Source organism: Pontibacter kalidii (genome assembly GCF_026278245.1).
GTDB lineage: Bacteria > Bacteroidota > Bacteroidia > Cytophagales > Hymenobacteraceae > Pontibacter > Pontibacter kalidii.
The window spans coordinates 2,367,369-2,383,856 of sequence record NZ_CP111079.1 but is presented as its reverse complement, the minus strand read 5'-3'; the positions used below and the strand labels follow the sequence as shown (position 1 = coordinate 2,383,856).

Genomic DNA, 16,488 nt, shown 5'->3' with positions numbered 1-16,488 from the left:
TAGTGATGATTCTAAAACGTTTTTTATACTTCTGTGCGGTAGCCGCCCTGCCTGTTGCCTGCACGGTGAGCAACGACCACAGCAGCAGTGAAATAAGCCTGCAGGAAGCTTACCCTAATGTGCTGGCTTTGCAGGAAGACCCTGCCATTGCCCGGGTGGCGGGCAAGTCGGCCTTGTCTGCCTTCTCCGACCTGGGTGCCTGGCACGCCTACAGCCTGCCTACCCATTTTACAGGCGGCTTTTCCGGTCCTTTCCTGATGACCCAGCAGAACGGAGTATGGGCTTCGCCATCGCTTGCCAATTTATACTTGACCGATGCAGCCACAGGTCAGCCGCTTGTACTGGACTCGGCCGCTTTTGAGGCGGTATACCTGCCCGGCAAGTTGGTACAGACCTACACAGGTAAAGAGCTGGATCTGAAGCTGGAACTGATCTTCATCTCTTCGCGCTCGGCCCTGGTGCGGGCGCAGCTTACCAACAAGACCAGTGCAGACTTGCAGGCAAGCTGGCGCGGTTCTGCCTGGCTACCTGACAGCTACTTTAAAGCAACGGATAACGGTGTGCGCCTCGAACAGCAGAAGGAGAGCACTATCGTGCGCCTGTGGGTGCCGGAGGCAGGCAAGACCGAGGTGGCTGGAAATAAGTATGAACTCGAAGCTCATCAAGGGCAACAGATAAAAAAAGGGGCTACAGTGCAGCTGTTGCTGGCGCAAAGCGCGGTTTTCTCGGAGGAGGAGCTGGCACAGGAACAGGCCGTCGTATCAGCCGCTTTTAAAAATCCGGTGGAGGTATTTGAGCAAAACTCCCAACGCTGGAACGGCTACGTGCAACAGGTGCTGCCGGAGGCGAAGAATGACACCCTCAGCAGGTTGGCGGTAAAATCGCTGATCACACTGACCAGCAACTGGCGCACACCAGCCGGGGAATTAAAGCACGCGGGCTTGTTTCCGTCTTATGCCTACCGCGGCTTTCACGGCTTCTGGGCCTGGGACTCCTGGAAACATGCGGTGGCCCTGGTAAGGTTTCACCCTGAGCTCGCCAAAGACCAGATGCGCACCATGTACGATTACCAGGATGAGTATGGAATGATCGCCGACTGCATTTTCCGAGATACGCTGATCGAGCAGCACAACTGGCGCGACACGAAGCCCCCGCTCTCGGGCTGGGCCATTCACAAAATCTACGAAGCGACAAACGACAAAGCTTTTGTGGAAGAGATGCTGCCCAAGTTGCTCAAATACCACGCCTGGTGGTACGCTTACCGCGACCACGACCAAAACGGGCTCTGCGAGTATGGCTCGACCGACGGCACCCGCATTGCGGCGGCATGGGAAAGCGGCATGGACAATGCCGTGCGCTTTGACAAGGCGGTGATGCTGCAAAACAGTGCCTCGGCCTGGTCACTGAACCAGGAGTCGGTGGACCTGAACAGCTACCTGTATGCCGAGAAAAAATACATCGCGCAGCTCTTGCAGGCCGTGGGCAAGGATGAGCAGGCGAAAGGTTACCTGCGGGAGGCAGAGAAGCTGGCTGCCCGGATTCGGGAAGTATTTTACGATGCAGAAACAGGCTACTTCTACGATGTGCGGCTGGAGGATAAGTCCAGGGTCAAGGTAATGGGCCCGGAAGGCTGGCTGCCGCTCTGGGCCGGACTAGCCACGCCGGAACAGGCCGCTGCGGTGCGGGAAAAGCTCATGGAACCGACACTGTTCAATACCCACGTGCCTTTCCCGACCCTGAACGCGAGCCACCCGGAGTTCAACCCGCGCAAGGGCTATTGGCGCGGCCCTGTATGGCTCGACCAGGCTTATTTTGGGTTACAGGGGCTGCGCAAGTATGGCTATACCCAGGAGGCCGCCATGCTGCAGCAAAAGCTGCTGCGCAACAGCAACGGCTTGTTGGGTAACGCTCCCCTCCACGAAAACTATCACCCGGTAACGGGCGAACGACTGAATGCAGCACACTTTAGTTGGTCGGCTGCCCATGTGTTAATGTTGTTGAACGAGTAATCCTTCCCATGAAAAATACGATACTTGGCTGCCTTGCCGTGCTCAGCTTGTTGACGGGCTCTGTACAGGCGCAGCAGCAAACCACGGCAAGGCCGGACTGGGAGAATGAGCAGATCATCTCCCGAAATACCCAGAAGCCCCATGCTACGCTTTTCCCTTTCGAAACGCGGGCACTGGCACTGGAAAGCAAAAAAGAGAAGTCAGAAAACTTCCGTTCGCTGGACGGGACCTGGAAGTTCCATTACGCCCCCAACCCGGAAATGCGGCCAAAGGACTTTTACCAGGCCTCGTACAATACCAGCGCCTGGAAGGATATTCAAGTGCCGAGCAATTGGGAACTGCAGGGCTTCGGCACCCCGATCTACCTGGACGAGGAATATCCCTTCAAGCCTGACCCGCCTTTTGTGCCCAAGGAAAACCCGGTGGGCTCTTACAAGCGCAAGTTCAGCGTACCGGCCAGTTGGCTGAAAGAGAAGCAGGTCATCATCCATCTGGGATCGGTGCGCTCGGCCATGTACCTGTGGGTAAACGGACAGAAAGTAGGCTACATGCAGGTGAGCAAGACGCCGGTCGAGTTCAACATCAGCCCTTATTTAAAAGCTGGTGAGAACGACCTGGCCGTGGAAGTATACCGCTGGAGCGACGGCTCTTACCTGGAAGGGCAGGACACCTGGCGGATCAGCGGCCTGGAGCGCAGCGTCTACCTGTATGCCGTGCCGGAGGTGCACATCCAGGACTTTTTCGTAACTACCGACCTGGACGAGAACTACCGCGATGCAACCCTGAACGTAGCCCTGGAGTTGGCCAAGTATAAAAAGGCTGCTTCGGACAAGTATAAATCGGACAAGTATACCATAGCAGCCGAGCTGCTGGATGCGGGCGGCAAGCAAGTATGGCAGCAGGAAAAGCCATTTGCTACCAATTTAGCTTTCAACACAAAGCTGCAGAACCCGGCCAAATGGACCGCCGAAACACCCACACTTTACCAACTGCTACTTTCGGTAAAGGCTCCTGACGGCAAGGTAGTGGAGGTGATTCCTGCTAACGTAGGTTTCCGCAAGGTGGAGATCAAGGGCAAGCAGCTGCTGGTAAACGGCAAGGCCATCGACATCAAAGGTGTGAACCGCTGCGAGTGGGACCCTGTTTTAGGCAGGGCCATGTCCGAAGAGCAAATGCTGCTGGACATCACGCTGATGAAGCAAGCCAACATCAATGCCGTGCGCATGAGCCACTACCCCCACGATGAGCGCTGGTACGAACTCTGTGACCAGTACGGCCTGTACGTGGTAGACGAGGCCAACATCGAGGCGCACGGCATGCAATTCCACCCCAAGAGTTATGCATTTTTGAGCGATAACCCTGCCTGGGAGAAGGCTTACCTGGACCGCATTGAGCGTATGTTCGAGCGCGACAAGAACCACCCGTCCATCATCATCTGGTCGCTGGGCAACGAGGCTGGCGACGGCAGCAATTTCGTGAAGTCCTACAAGTGGCTGAAGGAGCACGACACCCGACCCGTGCAGTATCAGCCCGCCTGGTACGAAGCCCACACCGACATCGTGGCCCCCATGTACAAAGACAAGCACTTTATCGAGAGCTATGCGAAGAAGTCGCCTGAGAAGCCGTTGATTTTATGCGAGTACGCGCATGCCATGGGCAACAGCGTGGGCAACCTGCAGGACTACTGGGATGTGATCGACAAGTACGAGGTGCTGCAGGGCGGCTTTATCTGGGATTGGGTAGACCAAACCATCCTGACCAAAAACCAGCAAGGTGATATGATCTGGGGCTACGGCGGCGACTTCAACGACTTTCCTAACGACTCCAGCTTTAGTGCCAATGGCCTGGTGCGTGCCGACCGCACGCCATACCCTTACTACTGGGAGGTAAAGAAAGTATACCAGCCCGTAAAAGTGGAGCCGGTAGACGCCGCAACAGGCCAGGTGCGCCTGCGCAACCGCTACTTTTTCACCAACCTGGATAAATTTTACCTGACCTGGGAGCTAATGGAAAACGGACATGCGGTGGCCTCTGGCAAGCAGGCTGATTTTGCCGTGGCACCGCAGGAAGAAACAACGCTCACGCTTCCGGTCTCAAACTATACTTTAAAACCGGGAGCAGAGTACTTTTTGAACCTGCGCTTCTACACCAAGGCACTGGAGCAGCTCTTGCCTGCAAACCACGAAGTGGCCTGGGCGCAGCTGCAGGTAGGGGAGGCGCCAACCTTGGCACAGCAGAGCTATAGCGGCAAGCGGCCGAAGGCAAAGGAAACGAAAACCGGGCTCACCGTAAGCGGGAAAGACTTCAGCCTATACTTCGACAGGGCTACGGGCGCCATCACCTCTTACAAGTATAAAGGCAAGGAAATGCTCCTCTCCCCACTGCAGCCCAACTTCTGGCGCTACCCCACCGACAACGACCTGGGGAACGGCCTGCATCACCGGGCCGCCATCTGGGAAACGGCGGGTACAGAACGCAGCATTTCTAATATGTCAGTTGAAAAAGCCAAAGGCGCTTACGTGATCCGTACCGCGGCTGACGTAGCAGGCGGAAAGGCATCGCTCACGACCACCTATGCTATCCACAGTGACGGCCAGGTGCGGGTGCAAAACGAGTTCATGCCGCATGACTCACTGCCCGAACTGCCGCGCTTCGGTATGAAAGTGCAATTGGCAGGCGAGTTGAGTAACCTGAAGTGGTATGGCCGCGGACCGTTTGAGAATTACTGGGACCGTAAGACGGCTGCCCTGGTGGGTATTTACGAAGGCAGCGTGTGGGACCAGTACGTACCCTATGTACGGCCGCAGGAAAACGGCAGCAAAACAGATGTGCGGTGGGCAGCCCTATACAACCAGAGTGGCACCGGCCTGCGCATCGAAGGGGCTCCAACTGTGGAAATCACTGCGCAGCAGTTCGACACACAGCAGCTGTCTTACCCGGGCCGCCAGGCTCCCAACAAGCACGGCAACGACATAAAGCCGGCGTCCCTCGTTTCGCTCAACATCGATTACCGGCAGATGGGTGTGGGCGGCGACAACACCTGGGGTGCCCGCACGCACCCGCAGTATACCTTGCCTGCTGTTCCTTACTCTTATACCTTTACGATCAGACCTTATGAGCGAAACAAAGAGTAAACCACTTAGTATGGATGATCTGGTGCAGGAAGTATTGCGGACTTACGGGCGGGAAGCACTCTCGTTTACGGAACTGGCCTCGGGCTACGCCAACATCAACTACAAAGTAGAGACAACAACAGGGCCGGTGCTGCTGCGCCTGTGCCGGCAGCAGCCGGAGCCGCTGCTTCGCTATGAGGTCCTGCTCATGAAGCGGCTCCGGCAACTGAGTTTTCCCACAGCATACCCGATCGCCCGGCTCGACGGCGACTACATTACCCGGGCAGGAGGGGAGAACCTGATGCTCTATGACTTTATTCCGGGGCAGGAGCCGGAAGTGAATGCCTCCACGGCAGGCGAGATAGGGCAGGCGGTAGGCATACTCAGCACGCTGCAACCGGAGCCGGTGCTGCAGAAAACAAATGCCGTGCACATCAACAACTGCCACCAACTGATCGCTGAATTCAGCCAGGCCGCGAACCGCTATCCTGATATTTTTAGCTACTTTAAGGAGCAGACCGCTTACCTGGAGCCGCTCCTGGAAAAGCCGCTGCCAACCGGCATCATTCACGGTGATGTATTCCCGAACAATACGCTCTTTGAAGGCAACAGGCTACTGGCTATCATCGATTTTGAGGAGGCCTGCACCGACCACCTGCTCATGGACGTGGGCATGAGCATGAACGGCTTCTGCTTTGTAAACAACCAACTGGACATGGTGCTGGCAGAGCACTTTCTGGCCGCCTACACCCGCCACCGGCCGCTGCAGGAAGAGGAGTGGGCGCTGCTGCCCGTATACCTGCAGTGGGGGGCGCACGGCATGCTCTCGTGGCATTTGCGCAATAACCTGCTCTACCACGAAAAGCCGCAACAGCTGGCCCGGGTGCGGGAGCTGATGGAGCGCACCATTACGCTCCGTAAATCAGAGGAAATCATTTTAAACAACTTGGCAACCTTAGCCAGACATCAGGCATGGAATTAATAAACAACGAGTATAAAATACAGGATATCCCGGTAACAAAGCTGCGGGAGCAATTCGGCACCCCGCTTTACGCGTATGATGCGGAGCACATTCGCGGGCAGATCAGGAAGTTCCGGGAAGGTTTCAGCACCGTGGACCTGCGCATTAAATATGCCTGCAAGGCGCTGACAAACATCAACATCCTCAAGCTGATGCTCAGGGAGGGGTTGGGGCTGGATACGGTATCGCTGCCGGAGCTGCGGATGGGGCTGCACGTGGGCTTTAAGCCGCAGGAGATTATCTTCACCCCCAACGCGGTGGATTTCTCGGAGATAGAGGAAGCCATCGCGCTGGGGGTGAAGATCAATATCGAAAACCTTTCGAACCTGGAGAAGCTGGGCCGCAAGTATGGCGGCAGCGTACCGGTCTGCATCCGCCTGAACCCACACATTGCCACGCAGGCCAACTCCGAGAAGGTAGACTGGTGGCACAAGCAATCCAAGTTCGGCATCTCCATCGACCAGGTACCCGACGTGAAGGCGCTGGAAGAAAAGTATAACCTGCACATCGACGGCATCCACATTCACTCCAGCTCGGTGATCATGAGCCCGGAGATCTTTATCAACGGCGCCAAAGCGGTGTTCGACATTGCCCTGCAGTTCCGCAACCTCGAGTTCATTGACTTTGGCGGGGGCATCAAGGTGGATGTGGGCGACGGCAACCCGGTGATCGACGTGGTGGCGCTGGGCAAGCAACTGGACGGCGTGTTCTCTGACTTCTGCAGCAAGTATGGCCGCCGGCTGCAGTTATGGTTCGAACCGGGCCGCTACCTGGTAGGCAACGCGGGCACCCTGCTCACGACCTGCGTGCTGCGCAAGCGCAACGGCGGCACCGAGTTCGTGGGCCTCGACTCGGGCTTCAACCACCTGATCCGCCCCATGCTCTACAACGCCTACCACGAAATTGTGAATGCAAGTAACCCAACTGGCCCTGCCGAAACCTATACCGTGGTGGGTAACATTTGCGAGATAGATAACTTTGCTGTGGATAGGGAACTGCACCAGGTGCGGGAGGGGGACCTGATCGCCATCCGGAGCGCCGGTGCCTACGGTTTTAGCATGGCCTCTACCTACAATTCCCGTTACCGCCCCGCCGAAGTGCTGGTTATCAATGGCGAGGCAAAGCTCATTCGCCAGCGAGACAGCTACGAGGACCTGCTGCGGAATCAGGTGGAGATAGAGCTAGGTTAGAAGAGCGTTTTACCCGCTGTAATAAAAGCCCATAAGTGTAAAATCAATTAGCTTCCGGCCTTAATGCTTAAAAGCGGTTGCTAGAGGGTGACTTTGACCTGTGCGTCCGGCCAGCCACGTTTAATATTGTTGAGCTGTCGCACCAGGCCGGCATGCATGGTCGTGTCTGCTACCGATAGATCATAAACAATCTTGCGTTGGGCGGTTTGTGCTGTCTTGCTATTGTTAGTTTTTGACTTTTTCTGAGCCTGAGAAGAGGATAATGGTGTTATCAGTGAAAAGAACAGAAGCACTAACACGAGTTTCAACTTCATGTTTATAAGTTTAAAGTTAAGGATGAAACAGCGTAAGATGCTGAAGTAGATGGAGAAATGAGCTTAAGCTGGCCCGTGCGCAGCAGGCCAGCTTAAGCTATGCAGTTACTTTAGGCTCAGCTTCTGAAGGAAAGCCACTACTTCAGGTGTGTCGTAGTCGGCCATCCCCTCCTGTTTGGCCACTATCTTGCCATCAGGCGAGATGATGAAGGTGGTTGGAATGGCGGTGGAGTAAAACTCCTGCGGGAACTGGCTGGCCGGCATGTATACCGGGAAGGTATACTTTTTCTTGGCTATGAACTTCTTCACCTTTTCCATGCCGCCTTCGTCCACCGAGAGCATCACGAAGGCGATTTTGTCGGAGCCGATCTTTTCGTAGAGCTTCTGGATGTTTGGCATTTCGGCGATGCAGGGTGGGCACCAGGTAGCCCAGATGTTCAGGAACACTACTTTGCCCTTCAGGCTTTCAAAGTTTACCTGCTTGCCCTGCAGGTCTACTATCTTAAAGCCTGCACCGGCCATGTCTGAATTGGCTGTTGCAGCCGCGTCCACTACTGCTGTAGCATCAGGGTTCTGCCATGTTTCCGGCACATCGGCATTCTTGAGGCCTGTAGCCAGCAATATACGCTGCACTTGACCGATGGCTTCGGTATGCAGACCAGTGGAGTATAAAACTCCGAAAACGGCCAGCATCACTGCCCAGCCTGGAATTTCTTTGATCGAAAATTTCTTCTTATCCATGTTGTTGATTTCTTAAGGAAGCTAAGTTAGCTTAGTCTTTATTTTGACTGTGTGACTAAAGTTCTACAGTAGTATAGCCTTTTTGCTTAAGGTTAAACATATAAGTAAGGCCGTTCGGTGTTATTTCCACCCCATCTACCAGGTCGGCGGCAGTAATGTTGAATTGCTTTAGGGACATGCCGCACAGCATGTAGGTAACCCCGGCAGCTCTACCTTTCTCTATTTCTGCAGCCATCCTACCGTCTTTTTTGAAGGCTTCTACTGATTTCGCACAGGCCATCACCACAAACGATTCCCGGTTATACTTGCTGTCTTTGGTAATAGACTCAGCTGTGTTTACGGCTGCTTTCAGGTGGTTTGGCTGGCTGATGAGCACGGCATAATTCTTACCTGCAGCAGGTATAATGGAGCCCTGTTGTGTTGAACTTTGAGCATTTGTAGTGGCGTAGGAACCAAGCAGCCCCATCAACCCCAGAGCTACTACAACTGCATAATTACCACTGGGTATTGTTGCCAATCCTGCTTTCTTTTTCTGCTTCAGCACCTGGTCCAGACCAAAGTACATAGCCCCATTTACAATGAAGAAGATAAGCAATCCAATTAGGGCCACATTCTTGAATAAAGGCCCATAGTCTCCGCTGCCCACCTGCACTGTAAGCGTGATGGGAATGAGGATGGCAAGTAATCCGGCAGAAGCTAATTTTGTTTTATAGCCAACCAGCAGCATAAATCCGCCCAACAGCAGGCCTATACCTGAAAGGATGATGAGCGTTTCGGTTGGTGCTATCCAGGTGGTCAGATGCGCGAAAGGGGCCTTTTCTAATCTGGCGGCTGCACCTGACGTTTTCAAAAGATGATTGATACCTGCCACTATAAAGATAAAGCTTGCCATGCTGCGCAGCACCAGGAATGATATTTTTTGTCTTGGAGTAGTTTCCATGTAATTCGACTTTCTTAAAATGAAATACTTAATTCAGAGTGAACACACTTATCGCAATCAACCTGTAAAGGAAGAAGTGTAGTGCCGGCAATGCTTACAGGTATTGCACCCGATAAGCTGCAGCCTTGCATTGAAGTGTTTCTAAGAAAGCCGGGGCGGTTGCGGGTCGTACTCGAGTATAGGAGAAAGGTGCTTCCGAATATGTGGAAGCATAAAATCGTGTTTAGTTGTAAAAGAAATGATTAGCTCCGCCTGGAGATCATTTACAAGGGCATAAATCTGCTGACTGCAGTCATAGACAATACCTGCTGGGTTGTCTTGTTGGTTGGAGTGGGTCTGGTGCTTGAGGCATTTTTTGGCACAAGGTTTTTTACCAGAAGGCTTACTGTAAGCACATGATTTATTTAACGCACGCTGCTGTTCAAAGCTGCGCATACCGCCGCTCTTCGGTGTTGCAAAGAGCAGTAGCGCAAAGCTTATGAATAACAGCAGGTAAAACTTCATCATGATTACCTCTTTACTTGATCAATTTTGACATGGTTCAGGAGCAAAAATCGCTCCGGGAATACCTTCCCTAGGGAGTAAAATCAGTTAGCCTTCATCAGGCTAATCCCGCATTCTTTACTGTGCCAGAGTAGCCTCTTGGTGCAACACATCCTGTACTCTGATAACAACCCTGCACTTACGGTGAGTATGGCGGTGCCAAGTATAACTGCTTCCAGCCCAAACAAGTCACCAAACACACCGGCTGCGACTGCACCGGCTACGTAGCCGAAGTCGCGCCAGAACCGGAAGATGCCCAGACTCTGCGGCCGCTGACTGGGGTGCGTATTCTCGGCCACCACCGACAGGAAGTTAGGGTATACCATGGCCGTACCCACACCAAGTATAACCAGGGCAGCCACCAGAGTAGGGTAGGAGCCAGCAAATAAGAGCATCCCGATCGCAACACCCTGCAGCATCATCCCCATACTTAGCAGTTGCTTTTTGCAGAGCCCATCACCCAGTTTGCCCGTTACCAGTTGCCCCAGGCCCCATACCACAGGGTAGATTCCGGCCAAAAAACCTGTTTCGGTAAGGGAGTAGCCTTTTGTACTTAGTAACACCGGTAGCAGTCCCCAAAGCATGCCATCGTTCAGGTTGTTCACGAAGCCGTTTAAGGTTACGGAGCCCAGGTTCCCGTGGCGCCAGGTCGTGTCTTTCCAGATGTTGTGCAGCAGCGGGATGTTAGACTGCCGTGTTTCGGTCTGTACGTGGGCATGCGTATCCCGCACAAAAAGCAGAGTTAGCAGCAAACCAGCTATCGAGAAGCCAATGCCCGGAAAAAACGCCAAGGTTACGTCTCCGGTGGTAGAAGCAATATAGCCAGCCAAAAAAGCCACCAGCCCCACCGCCAGGTAGCCGGCAAATTCGTTAATACCCATGGCCAGGCCGCGGTTCTTTTCACCTACCAGGTCTATCTTCATCACGACAGTTGCCGACCAGGACAGGCCTTGATTTATCCCCAGCAGCAGGTTGACTAGAATTACCCACCACCAGGCATCGGCGTACAAAAGCAACCAGGGTACCGGCAAGGCAAATAGCCAGCCGATCAGCAGCAACTGCCGGCGTGTATACCTGGTGGCCAGCCGGCCCATGGCCAGGTTAGCGCCAGACTTAGCCAGGCCGAAGGCAACGATAAAAGACAGGAGCGCTGTGTGCCCGTTTATACCAAACACTGTTTGGGCAAATTCCGGAATTACGGAGCGCTCCAGACCTACCATGGCGCCCACAAAGCCGTTTACGAGCACCAGCAGCCAGAACTGCCCTGCATTCTCCCGTAAGCCAAGTTTTGTTTCTGATGATGGTGCCATATAGCTTTTATACTTTCACTTGATATTTCTTTATGCCAGAAGGCCACCAGCACTTACGCCGGTGACTTACATGACACGCTCCACTTTTAGCCAATTTTTTAATGCGGCAGTCTGTCTTTTATAGCTCCGTACAGGTAAGTGCCTGCTATGGCACCAACTACTGCTATCAAAATCGCCCAGTACTGAAGGCCTATGTTTACGAACATCGGACCCGGGCAGGCGCCTGTCAGCGCCCAGCCCAACCCGAAGATAATACCCCCGATCAGGTAACGCGGAACGGACATTTCTTTGGGCGTAAAGATGATCGGGTTACCTTGATAATCGCGTAGCTTGTATTTTTTGATCACGTAGGTGGTGATGATGCCCAGGGTAAGGGCGGTTCCCATCAGGCCGTACATATGGAACGACTGGAAGCGGAACATCTCCTGGATGCGGAACCACGAAATGGCTTCCGACTTACTCATCACGATGCCAAACAGGATGCCGGCAAGTATAAATTTTAATCCTTTCACGGTATTGATATCTTTTGCTTGTTCTTGATTGTTTGAAAGCTGCCTTAGAAGATGAGCGGTAGCAGCACGAACGTGGTAATCAGGCCACCGATAAAGAAACCAATCACGGCAATCAGCGATGGCAACTGCAGGTTAGACAAACCACTAATGGCGTGGCCGGAGGTACAGCCCCCAGCATAACGTGATCCGAACCCGATGGCGAATCCGCCCAGCAGCAGGATCAGGAATCCTTTTAAGGTAAAGGCAGCTTCCAGGCTGAAAATCTCTTCCGGCTGCATGCCCTCCGGAGCTGAAACACCAAGTGCGCTCAGGTCCTGAATGGTAGCCTGGGAGATTTGAACGGCTTCGCCATTTGATAAAAACTCAGAAGCAATGAAGCCGCCGAGAATGGCTCCTACCAGAAACAGCAGGTTCCAGGTTTGGGCGCGCCAGTCAAAGTCAAAGAACTTCACATGCTTGCCTGCCCCGCAGGCTGAGCAGATCACGCGCAGGTTAGACGAAAAGCCAAACGACTTCCCGAAGAACAACAAAATTGCCATTACCAGGGCGATTACTGCACCCGATACATACCAGGGCCACGGTTGGCTCAAAAATTCTAACATTTCTTACTCGTTTAATTTAGGTTTATAGTTGTTGGGTCAGGAGCAGGGTCTTTTGTTTTTTCCTCTGGTCTGCACCTTGTTGTTATACTTTTTTATCTTGGCCAGGCACCGATTCCGCCTGCCAGGTTGTAGGCTTTAAAACCTTGAGCACTCATCATGTCACAGGCAGCACCGCTACGGTTGCCACTGCGGCAGAACACGAAATAGGCTTTATCCTTGTCCATGGTTTTCAGGGCTTGCTGAAACTGAGAGGATGTCACATCTAAGTTTTTAGCGCCTTTAATGGAGCCAGCAGCGAATTCACCCGCTGTTCTTACATCCAGCAACTCCGCTTTCGCAGCGCTCTGAAATTTCTCTCTGAAGGTCCTGCCGTCCAGGTTTTCGTAGTTCTTAGGTTTTGATCCGAATATGTTAAACATGACTTAGTTACGATTAGAAATTTAATACAACACCACAAAGGTCGGTAATAAATAAGGCTTTGTCTGTGACTTTGGTCACGCAGGGTAATACATGTTCCTTAAAACTCAAAGGCTGGCGTAGCATTATACTACGCCAGCTCTTCAAGCGTCTTTAACTATAAGAAATTACTTCAGCGTGCTCGGGCAAACAAAAGCTGTTTTAGGCACATTGGTTTCCGCAATAGCCTTAAAGCCACCTTCTACGTTCACTACGTTCTCGTAACCTCTCGCCTTGAGTATGGAGGCTGCGATCATGGAGCGGTATCCACCGGCACAGTGCAGGTACATGGTCTCATCTTTAGGCAGCTCAGTAAGGTGCTCGTTCAGGTAGTCAAGCGGAGCGCTTTGCGCTGTCTCCACGTGTTCTGCCTGGAACTCACCCGGCTTGCGCACATCCACTACTTTTATGGCATTGTCCTGCTCAAAACGGTTAGCAAATGTTTCAGCAGTAATAGAAGAGATGGTGTCTACTTCCTTGCCAGCCTGCTTCCACGCATCGAAGCTGCCTTTCAGGTAACCGATGGTATAGTCGTAACCAACACGGGCCAGTCTTGTCACCACTTCTTCTTCGCGTCCTTCGTCCGTTACCAGCAACAGATGCTGCTTGATGTCCGGGATCAGGGTCCCCACCCAAGGGGCAAAGTTGCCGTCGATACCGATGTTGATCGCGTTCGGAATGAAACCGGCTGCAAACGTTTCCGTCTTACGCGTATCCAGTACCAGTGCACCTGTTTCATTAGCTGCCGCTTCAAAAGCCTCCGGTGTCAAGGCTTGCAGGCCTTTTTCCAGTATGTTTTGGATGTTATCGTAGCCTTCCTTGTTCATCATCACGTTCAGCGGGAAATAGCTTGGTGGCGGTGTCAGCCCGTCTGTTACTTCTTTGATGAACTCTTCTTTGGTCATGTCGGTGCGCAAAGCGTAATTTGTTTTCTTCTGGTTGCCCAGTGTATCCGTTGTTTCCTTGCTCATGTTCTTACCACAAGCGGATCCCGCCCCGTGAGCCGGATAAACGATCACATCATCTGCCAGCGGCATGATCTTGTTGCGAAGTGAATCGAACAGGTGTCCTGCCAGTTGATCCTGTGTTAAATCAGACTTGGCAGCCAGGTCCGGACGACCCACATCACCAATGAACAGGGTATCTCCTGAGAAGATTGCGTGGTCTTTGCCATTCTTGTCTATCAGCAGATAGGTGGTAGATTCCATGGTATGGCCTGGCGTATGCAGCACTTTGATCGCTACATCACCTACTTTTAGCTCTTCCCCATCTTTTGCGATATAAGCATCATACGTTGTCTTAGCATTCGGGCCGAAAACGATGGTGGCACCTGAAGCCTTTGCCAGATCCACGTGACCTGAAACGAAGTCGGCATGGAAGTGTGTCTCCAGCACATACTTGATAGTGGCGTTATCTTTCTCTGCTTTTTCCAGGTATGGTTTTACTTCGCGCAGCGGGTCTATGATAGCGGCCTCGCCGTTGCTCTCGATGTAGTAAGCGCCCTGTGCAAGGCATCCGGTATAGATCTGTTCTACTTTCATGGTAGCTGATTATATTTAATTTGAATTAGGAGTACTTATTTGGTTTGTCACCTGCTTATGCTGGATGACAGTACAAATTTCTGAAGAATGATAGCCTTAATCTGTGACTTTGGTCACGGTTGGAAGACTTATGCAAAAAATAATTCTTTGATGAAAATGTAGACACCCATGAGGAGTACAAACCAGCCAAAAGAAGTCTTCAGTTTATCGGCATGTATCTTAGTGGACAGGAATGTGCCGATGAAGATGCCGGAAATGGAGATAGTAGAGAAAATGGCCAGGAACATCCAGTCGATTTCGTAGTTGAATATATCCCCGATAAAGCCGAACAGTGATTTTACGGCAATGATCAGCAGCGAAGTACCTACGGCCATTTTCATATCAAGCTTGCTGAAGAGAACCAGCGCCGGGATGATCAGGAAGCCACCGCCTGCTCCTACAAGGCCAGTTAATGTACCAACTACTAATCCTTCGGCCAGGATACCGCCATAGTTGAACTTCTGCTTAGGGTGCTTTTTAGCAGGGTCTGTGTGCTCCAGGCTCAGTTCAGTGTCCATGTTTTCGTCTACCATGTCAGCCGGCGCTGCAGGGGCTTCTTTTTTCTTTTTGATCATGGAGATGGAAGCAAATACCATCAGCCCGGCAAAGAGCAGCATTAGGAGCACGCCTTTGGTCACCATAAAATCACCTACAGCGAAAAGGTTTTCTGGTATGGCCGGCACCAGGTAGCGCCGGGTAAGGTACACGGCCACGATGGAGGGCAAGCCGAAAACGACAGCCGTTTTCATGCTCACCAGACCCTTTTGGTAAAACTTATAAGACCCTACTAAGCTAGTGAGGCCCACAATGAATAAAGAGTATGCTGTTGAGATAACCGGACTTAAACCGAGTAGGTAAACCAGCACCGGTACTGTAAGTATGGAGCCGCCGCCGCCGATCAGTCCAAGTGATAAGCCGATGAGCATGGCAGCAATGTATCCGAGTATTTCCATTATAGTATAACTTTGTTTTTAATGATGTTACAAAGGTATACCAGGCTACAGGCAGATTCAGTGACTCTTGTCACACTGCCGTCATCATTCAAAAGGGATTAGTTTTAAATAGAACAGGCGATCTGGTAGATACCAGACCGCCTGTTTAGAGAGGTATTTAAGATCTTCCTCTACTCTAAATGATGTACTTCAATATAGTTCCTATGCAGCGTAATCGCGCCGGTTTGTTCCAGCTTCTTCAGTAGCCTGGAGATTACTTCCCGGGAGCTGCTGAGTTCATTGGCAATTTGCTGGTGAGACAATTTTACTTCGTTCCCGCTTACTTTCACATGGCGCTTCAGGTAAAACACAAGCCGCTCATCCAAGCCTTTGAAGGCTACGCTATCCAGCGTTTGCAGGAGTTCTTCAAAACGTTCGCGGTAAGAGGCAATCACAAAGCTGTGCCAGCTTTTATACTTCGCCAACCACAGCTCTGACAAATGGGAAGGGATCAGTATAACCTCAGAGGCCTCCACCGCTTTCGCCATAATTTGGCTTTTTTCGTCGCGTGCGGTGCACATCATGGACAGGGCACAGGCGTTGCCAGGCTCCAGGTAATACATCAGAAACTCGTTCCCCTCGTCGTCTTCGCGGTATATTTTGAGCAGTCCCTTGGAAAGCAATACAGTAGACTTGATGTATTGACCTGTACGCAGGGCCTCTTCACCTTCTTTCAATTGCTTGATGGTGCTTTGTGCCAATATTTCCTCCAGAAGAGGCTGCTCTAACTGTGAAAAATTTTCCAGTAATACATTTTTGTTTATGCTTTCCATATACTTGCTCTATACGTTTTTCCTAAGTGGTCGGTCCGTAGGTATCTCTAAGGTTTTGTTTGGCCTGTGGAATGTTGCAGCCGGATGGCCCGCAACAACCCGTGTTTGTGACGGATTGAAATAGCAGGATGAAAGCAAATGCCCCTGCCAACACATCGCTCGCAACTAGTGCTTGAATAAGCAGCGCTATACCCATTAGTAGCCTAATCCATCGGGTTAAATGCCAGCCCGTAAGGAGTTGGTATTTTAGGTTCTTGATCATTATTTCTCAGTAAGAGTAAGCTCAGTATTTTCTTGTTTTACAGCTGGCTCTATTGATGCTAGATAGCGCTCTGTATCCAATGCTGCCATACAGCCCGAGCCAACTGCTGTCACTGCCTGACGGTCTATAG

General features: G+C 52.1%; 15 protein-coding genes and 1 pseudogene. 4 read left to right on the top strand and 12 right to left on the bottom strand.

The window, feature by feature from the left end; genetic code table 11:
• Positions 1-5: 5 nt before the first annotated feature.
• The 4 genes from OH144_RS10215 to lysA are packed head-to-tail and all read left to right on the top strand — an operon-like array spanning position 6 to position 7,333.
• Positions 6-2,009, top strand: coding sequence for an MGH1-like glycoside hydrolase domain-containing protein (locus OH144_RS10215; protein WP_266206202.1), 2,004 nt, complete (start codon positions 6-8; stop codon positions 2,007-2,009).
• Positions 2,010-2,017: 8 nt separating this feature from the next.
• A complete protein-coding gene (locus tag OH144_RS10210) occupies positions 2,018-5,143 on the top strand; it encodes a glycoside hydrolase family 2 TIM barrel-domain containing protein (protein WP_266206201.1) in 3,126 nt (1,041 codons plus the stop codon).
• Complete coding sequence (locus tag OH144_RS10205) at positions 5,124-6,104, top strand: homoserine kinase (protein ID WP_266206200.1); 981 nt, start codon at positions 5,124-5,126, stop codon at positions 6,102-6,104. Before OH144_RS10210 ends, OH144_RS10205 begins: the two co-directional genes overlap by 20 nt.
• The gene (gene lysA / locus OH144_RS10200) at positions 6,095-7,333 is read left to right on the top strand and encodes a diaminopimelate decarboxylase (protein ID WP_266206199.1); all 1,239 of its coding nucleotides are present in this window, start codon (positions 6,095-6,097) and stop codon (positions 7,331-7,333) included. The genes OH144_RS10205 and lysA overlap by 10 nt, the downstream gene beginning before the upstream one ends.
• A gap of 80 nt (positions 7,334-7,413) precedes the next feature.
• On the opposite strand, the gene OH144_RS10195 is transcribed toward lysA, so the two are convergent.
• From OH144_RS10195 to OH144_RS21570, 12 genes and pseudogenes are all read right to left on the bottom strand, one after another.
• Complete coding sequence (locus OH144_RS10195; RefSeq protein WP_266206198.1) at positions 7,414-7,647, bottom strand: hypothetical protein; 234 nt, start codon at positions 7,645-7,647, stop codon at positions 7,414-7,416.
• Between the two features lie 105 nt (positions 7,648-7,752).
• On the bottom strand, positions 7,753-8,388 hold the full coding sequence (locus OH144_RS10190; RefSeq protein ID WP_266206197.1) for a TlpA family protein disulfide reductase: 636 nt from the start codon (positions 8,386-8,388) through the stop codon (positions 7,753-7,755).
• Positions 8,389-8,443: 55 nt separating this feature from the next.
• Positions 8,444-9,328: a DoxX family membrane protein gene (locus OH144_RS10185; RefSeq protein ID WP_266206196.1), complete on the bottom strand. Its 885-nt coding sequence runs from the start codon at positions 9,326-9,328 to the stop codon at positions 8,444-8,446.
• A gap of 141 nt (positions 9,329-9,469) precedes the next feature.
• Entirely contained in the window at positions 9,470-9,835 is a 366-nt protein-coding gene (locus OH144_RS10180) for a hypothetical protein (protein ID WP_266206195.1), read from the bottom strand.
• An 80-nt stretch (positions 9,836-9,915) separates the two neighbouring features.
• Positions 9,916-11,181, bottom strand: a complete 1,266-nt coding sequence (locus OH144_RS10175) for an MFS transporter (protein ID WP_266206194.1) — start codon at positions 11,179-11,181, stop codon at positions 9,916-9,918.
• Positions 11,182-11,279: 98 nt separating this feature from the next.
• The gene (locus OH144_RS10170) at positions 11,280-11,693 is read right to left on the bottom strand and encodes a DUF6691 family protein (RefSeq protein WP_266206193.1); all 414 of its coding nucleotides are present in this window, start codon (positions 11,691-11,693) and stop codon (positions 11,280-11,282) included.
• A 44-nt stretch (positions 11,694-11,737) separates the two neighbouring features.
• The gene (locus OH144_RS10165; RefSeq protein WP_266206192.1) at positions 11,738-12,295 is read right to left on the bottom strand and encodes a YeeE/YedE family protein; all 558 of its coding nucleotides are present in this window, start codon (positions 12,293-12,295) and stop codon (positions 11,738-11,740) included.
• 92 nt (positions 12,296-12,387) lie between these two features.
• Entirely contained in the window at positions 12,388-12,714 is a 327-nt protein-coding gene (locus tag OH144_RS10160) for a rhodanese-like domain-containing protein (protein WP_266206191.1), read from the bottom strand.
• 165 nt (positions 12,715-12,879) lie between these two features.
• Complete coding sequence (locus OH144_RS10155) at positions 12,880-14,292, bottom strand: MBL fold metallo-hydrolase (RefSeq protein ID WP_266206190.1); 1,413 nt, start codon at positions 14,290-14,292, stop codon at positions 12,880-12,882.
• A gap of 128 nt (positions 14,293-14,420) precedes the next feature.
• Positions 14,421-15,284: a sulfite exporter TauE/SafE family protein gene (locus OH144_RS10150; RefSeq protein ID WP_266206189.1), complete on the bottom strand. Its 864-nt coding sequence runs from the start codon at positions 15,282-15,284 to the stop codon at positions 14,421-14,423.
• 170 nt (positions 15,285-15,454) lie between these two features.
• On the bottom strand, positions 15,455-16,096 hold the full coding sequence (locus OH144_RS10145; protein ID WP_266206188.1) for a Crp/Fnr family transcriptional regulator: 642 nt from the start codon (positions 16,094-16,096) through the stop codon (positions 15,455-15,457).
• A 261-nt stretch (positions 16,097-16,357) separates the two neighbouring features.
• A pseudogene (locus OH144_RS21570) lies at positions 16,358-16,486 on the bottom strand (thioredoxin-disulfide reductase); the annotation flags it as partial.
• Between the last annotated feature and the right edge of the window lie 2 nt (positions 16,487-16,488).

Excerpts from the sequence above, each read along its gene's own strand:
- OH144_RS10215 (WP_266206202.1), top strand. The coding sequence starts at position 6 with ATGATTCTAAAACGTTTTTTATACTTCTGTGCGGTAGCCGCCCTGCCT.
- OH144_RS10210 (WP_266206201.1), top strand. The coding sequence starts at position 2,018 with ATGAAAAATACGATACTTGGCTGCCTTGCCGTGCTCAGCTTGTTGACG.
- OH144_RS10205 (WP_266206200.1), top strand. The coding sequence starts at position 5,124 with ATGAGCGAAACAAAGAGTAAACCACTTAGTATGGATGATCTGGTGCAG.
- lysA (WP_266206199.1), top strand. The coding sequence starts at position 6,095 with ATGGAATTAATAAACAACGAGTATAAAATACAGGATATCCCGGTAACA.
- OH144_RS10195 (WP_266206198.1), bottom strand. The coding sequence starts at position 7,647 with ATGAAGTTGAAACTCGTGTTAGTGCTTCTGTTCTTTTCACTGATAACA.
- OH144_RS10190 (WP_266206197.1), bottom strand. The coding sequence starts at position 8,388 with ATGGATAAGAAGAAATTTTCGATCAAAGAAATTCCAGGCTGGGCAGTG.
- OH144_RS10185 (WP_266206196.1), bottom strand. The coding sequence starts at position 9,328 with ATGGAAACTACTCCAAGACAAAAAATATCATTCCTGGTGCTGCGCAGC.
- OH144_RS10180 (WP_266206195.1), bottom strand. The coding sequence starts at position 9,835 with ATGATGAAGTTTTACCTGCTGTTATTCATAAGCTTTGCGCTACTGCTC.
- OH144_RS10175 (WP_266206194.1), bottom strand. The coding sequence starts at position 11,181 with ATGGCACCATCATCAGAAACAAAACTTGGCTTACGGGAGAATGCAGGG.
- OH144_RS10165 (WP_266206192.1), bottom strand. The coding sequence starts at position 12,295 with ATGTTAGAATTTTTGAGCCAACCGTGGCCCTGGTATGTATCGGGTGCA.
- OH144_RS10160 (WP_266206191.1), bottom strand. The coding sequence starts at position 12,714 with ATGTTTAACATATTCGGATCAAAACCTAAGAACTACGAAAACCTGGAC.
- OH144_RS10155 (WP_266206190.1), bottom strand. The coding sequence starts at position 14,292 with ATGAAAGTAGAACAGATCTATACCGGATGCCTTGCACAGGGCGCTTAC.
- OH144_RS10150 (WP_266206189.1), bottom strand. The coding sequence starts at position 15,284 with ATGGAAATACTCGGATACATTGCTGCCATGCTCATCGGCTTATCACTT.
- OH144_RS10145 (WP_266206188.1), bottom strand. The coding sequence starts at position 16,096 with ATGGAAAGCATAAACAAAAATGTATTACTGGAAAATTTTTCACAGTTA.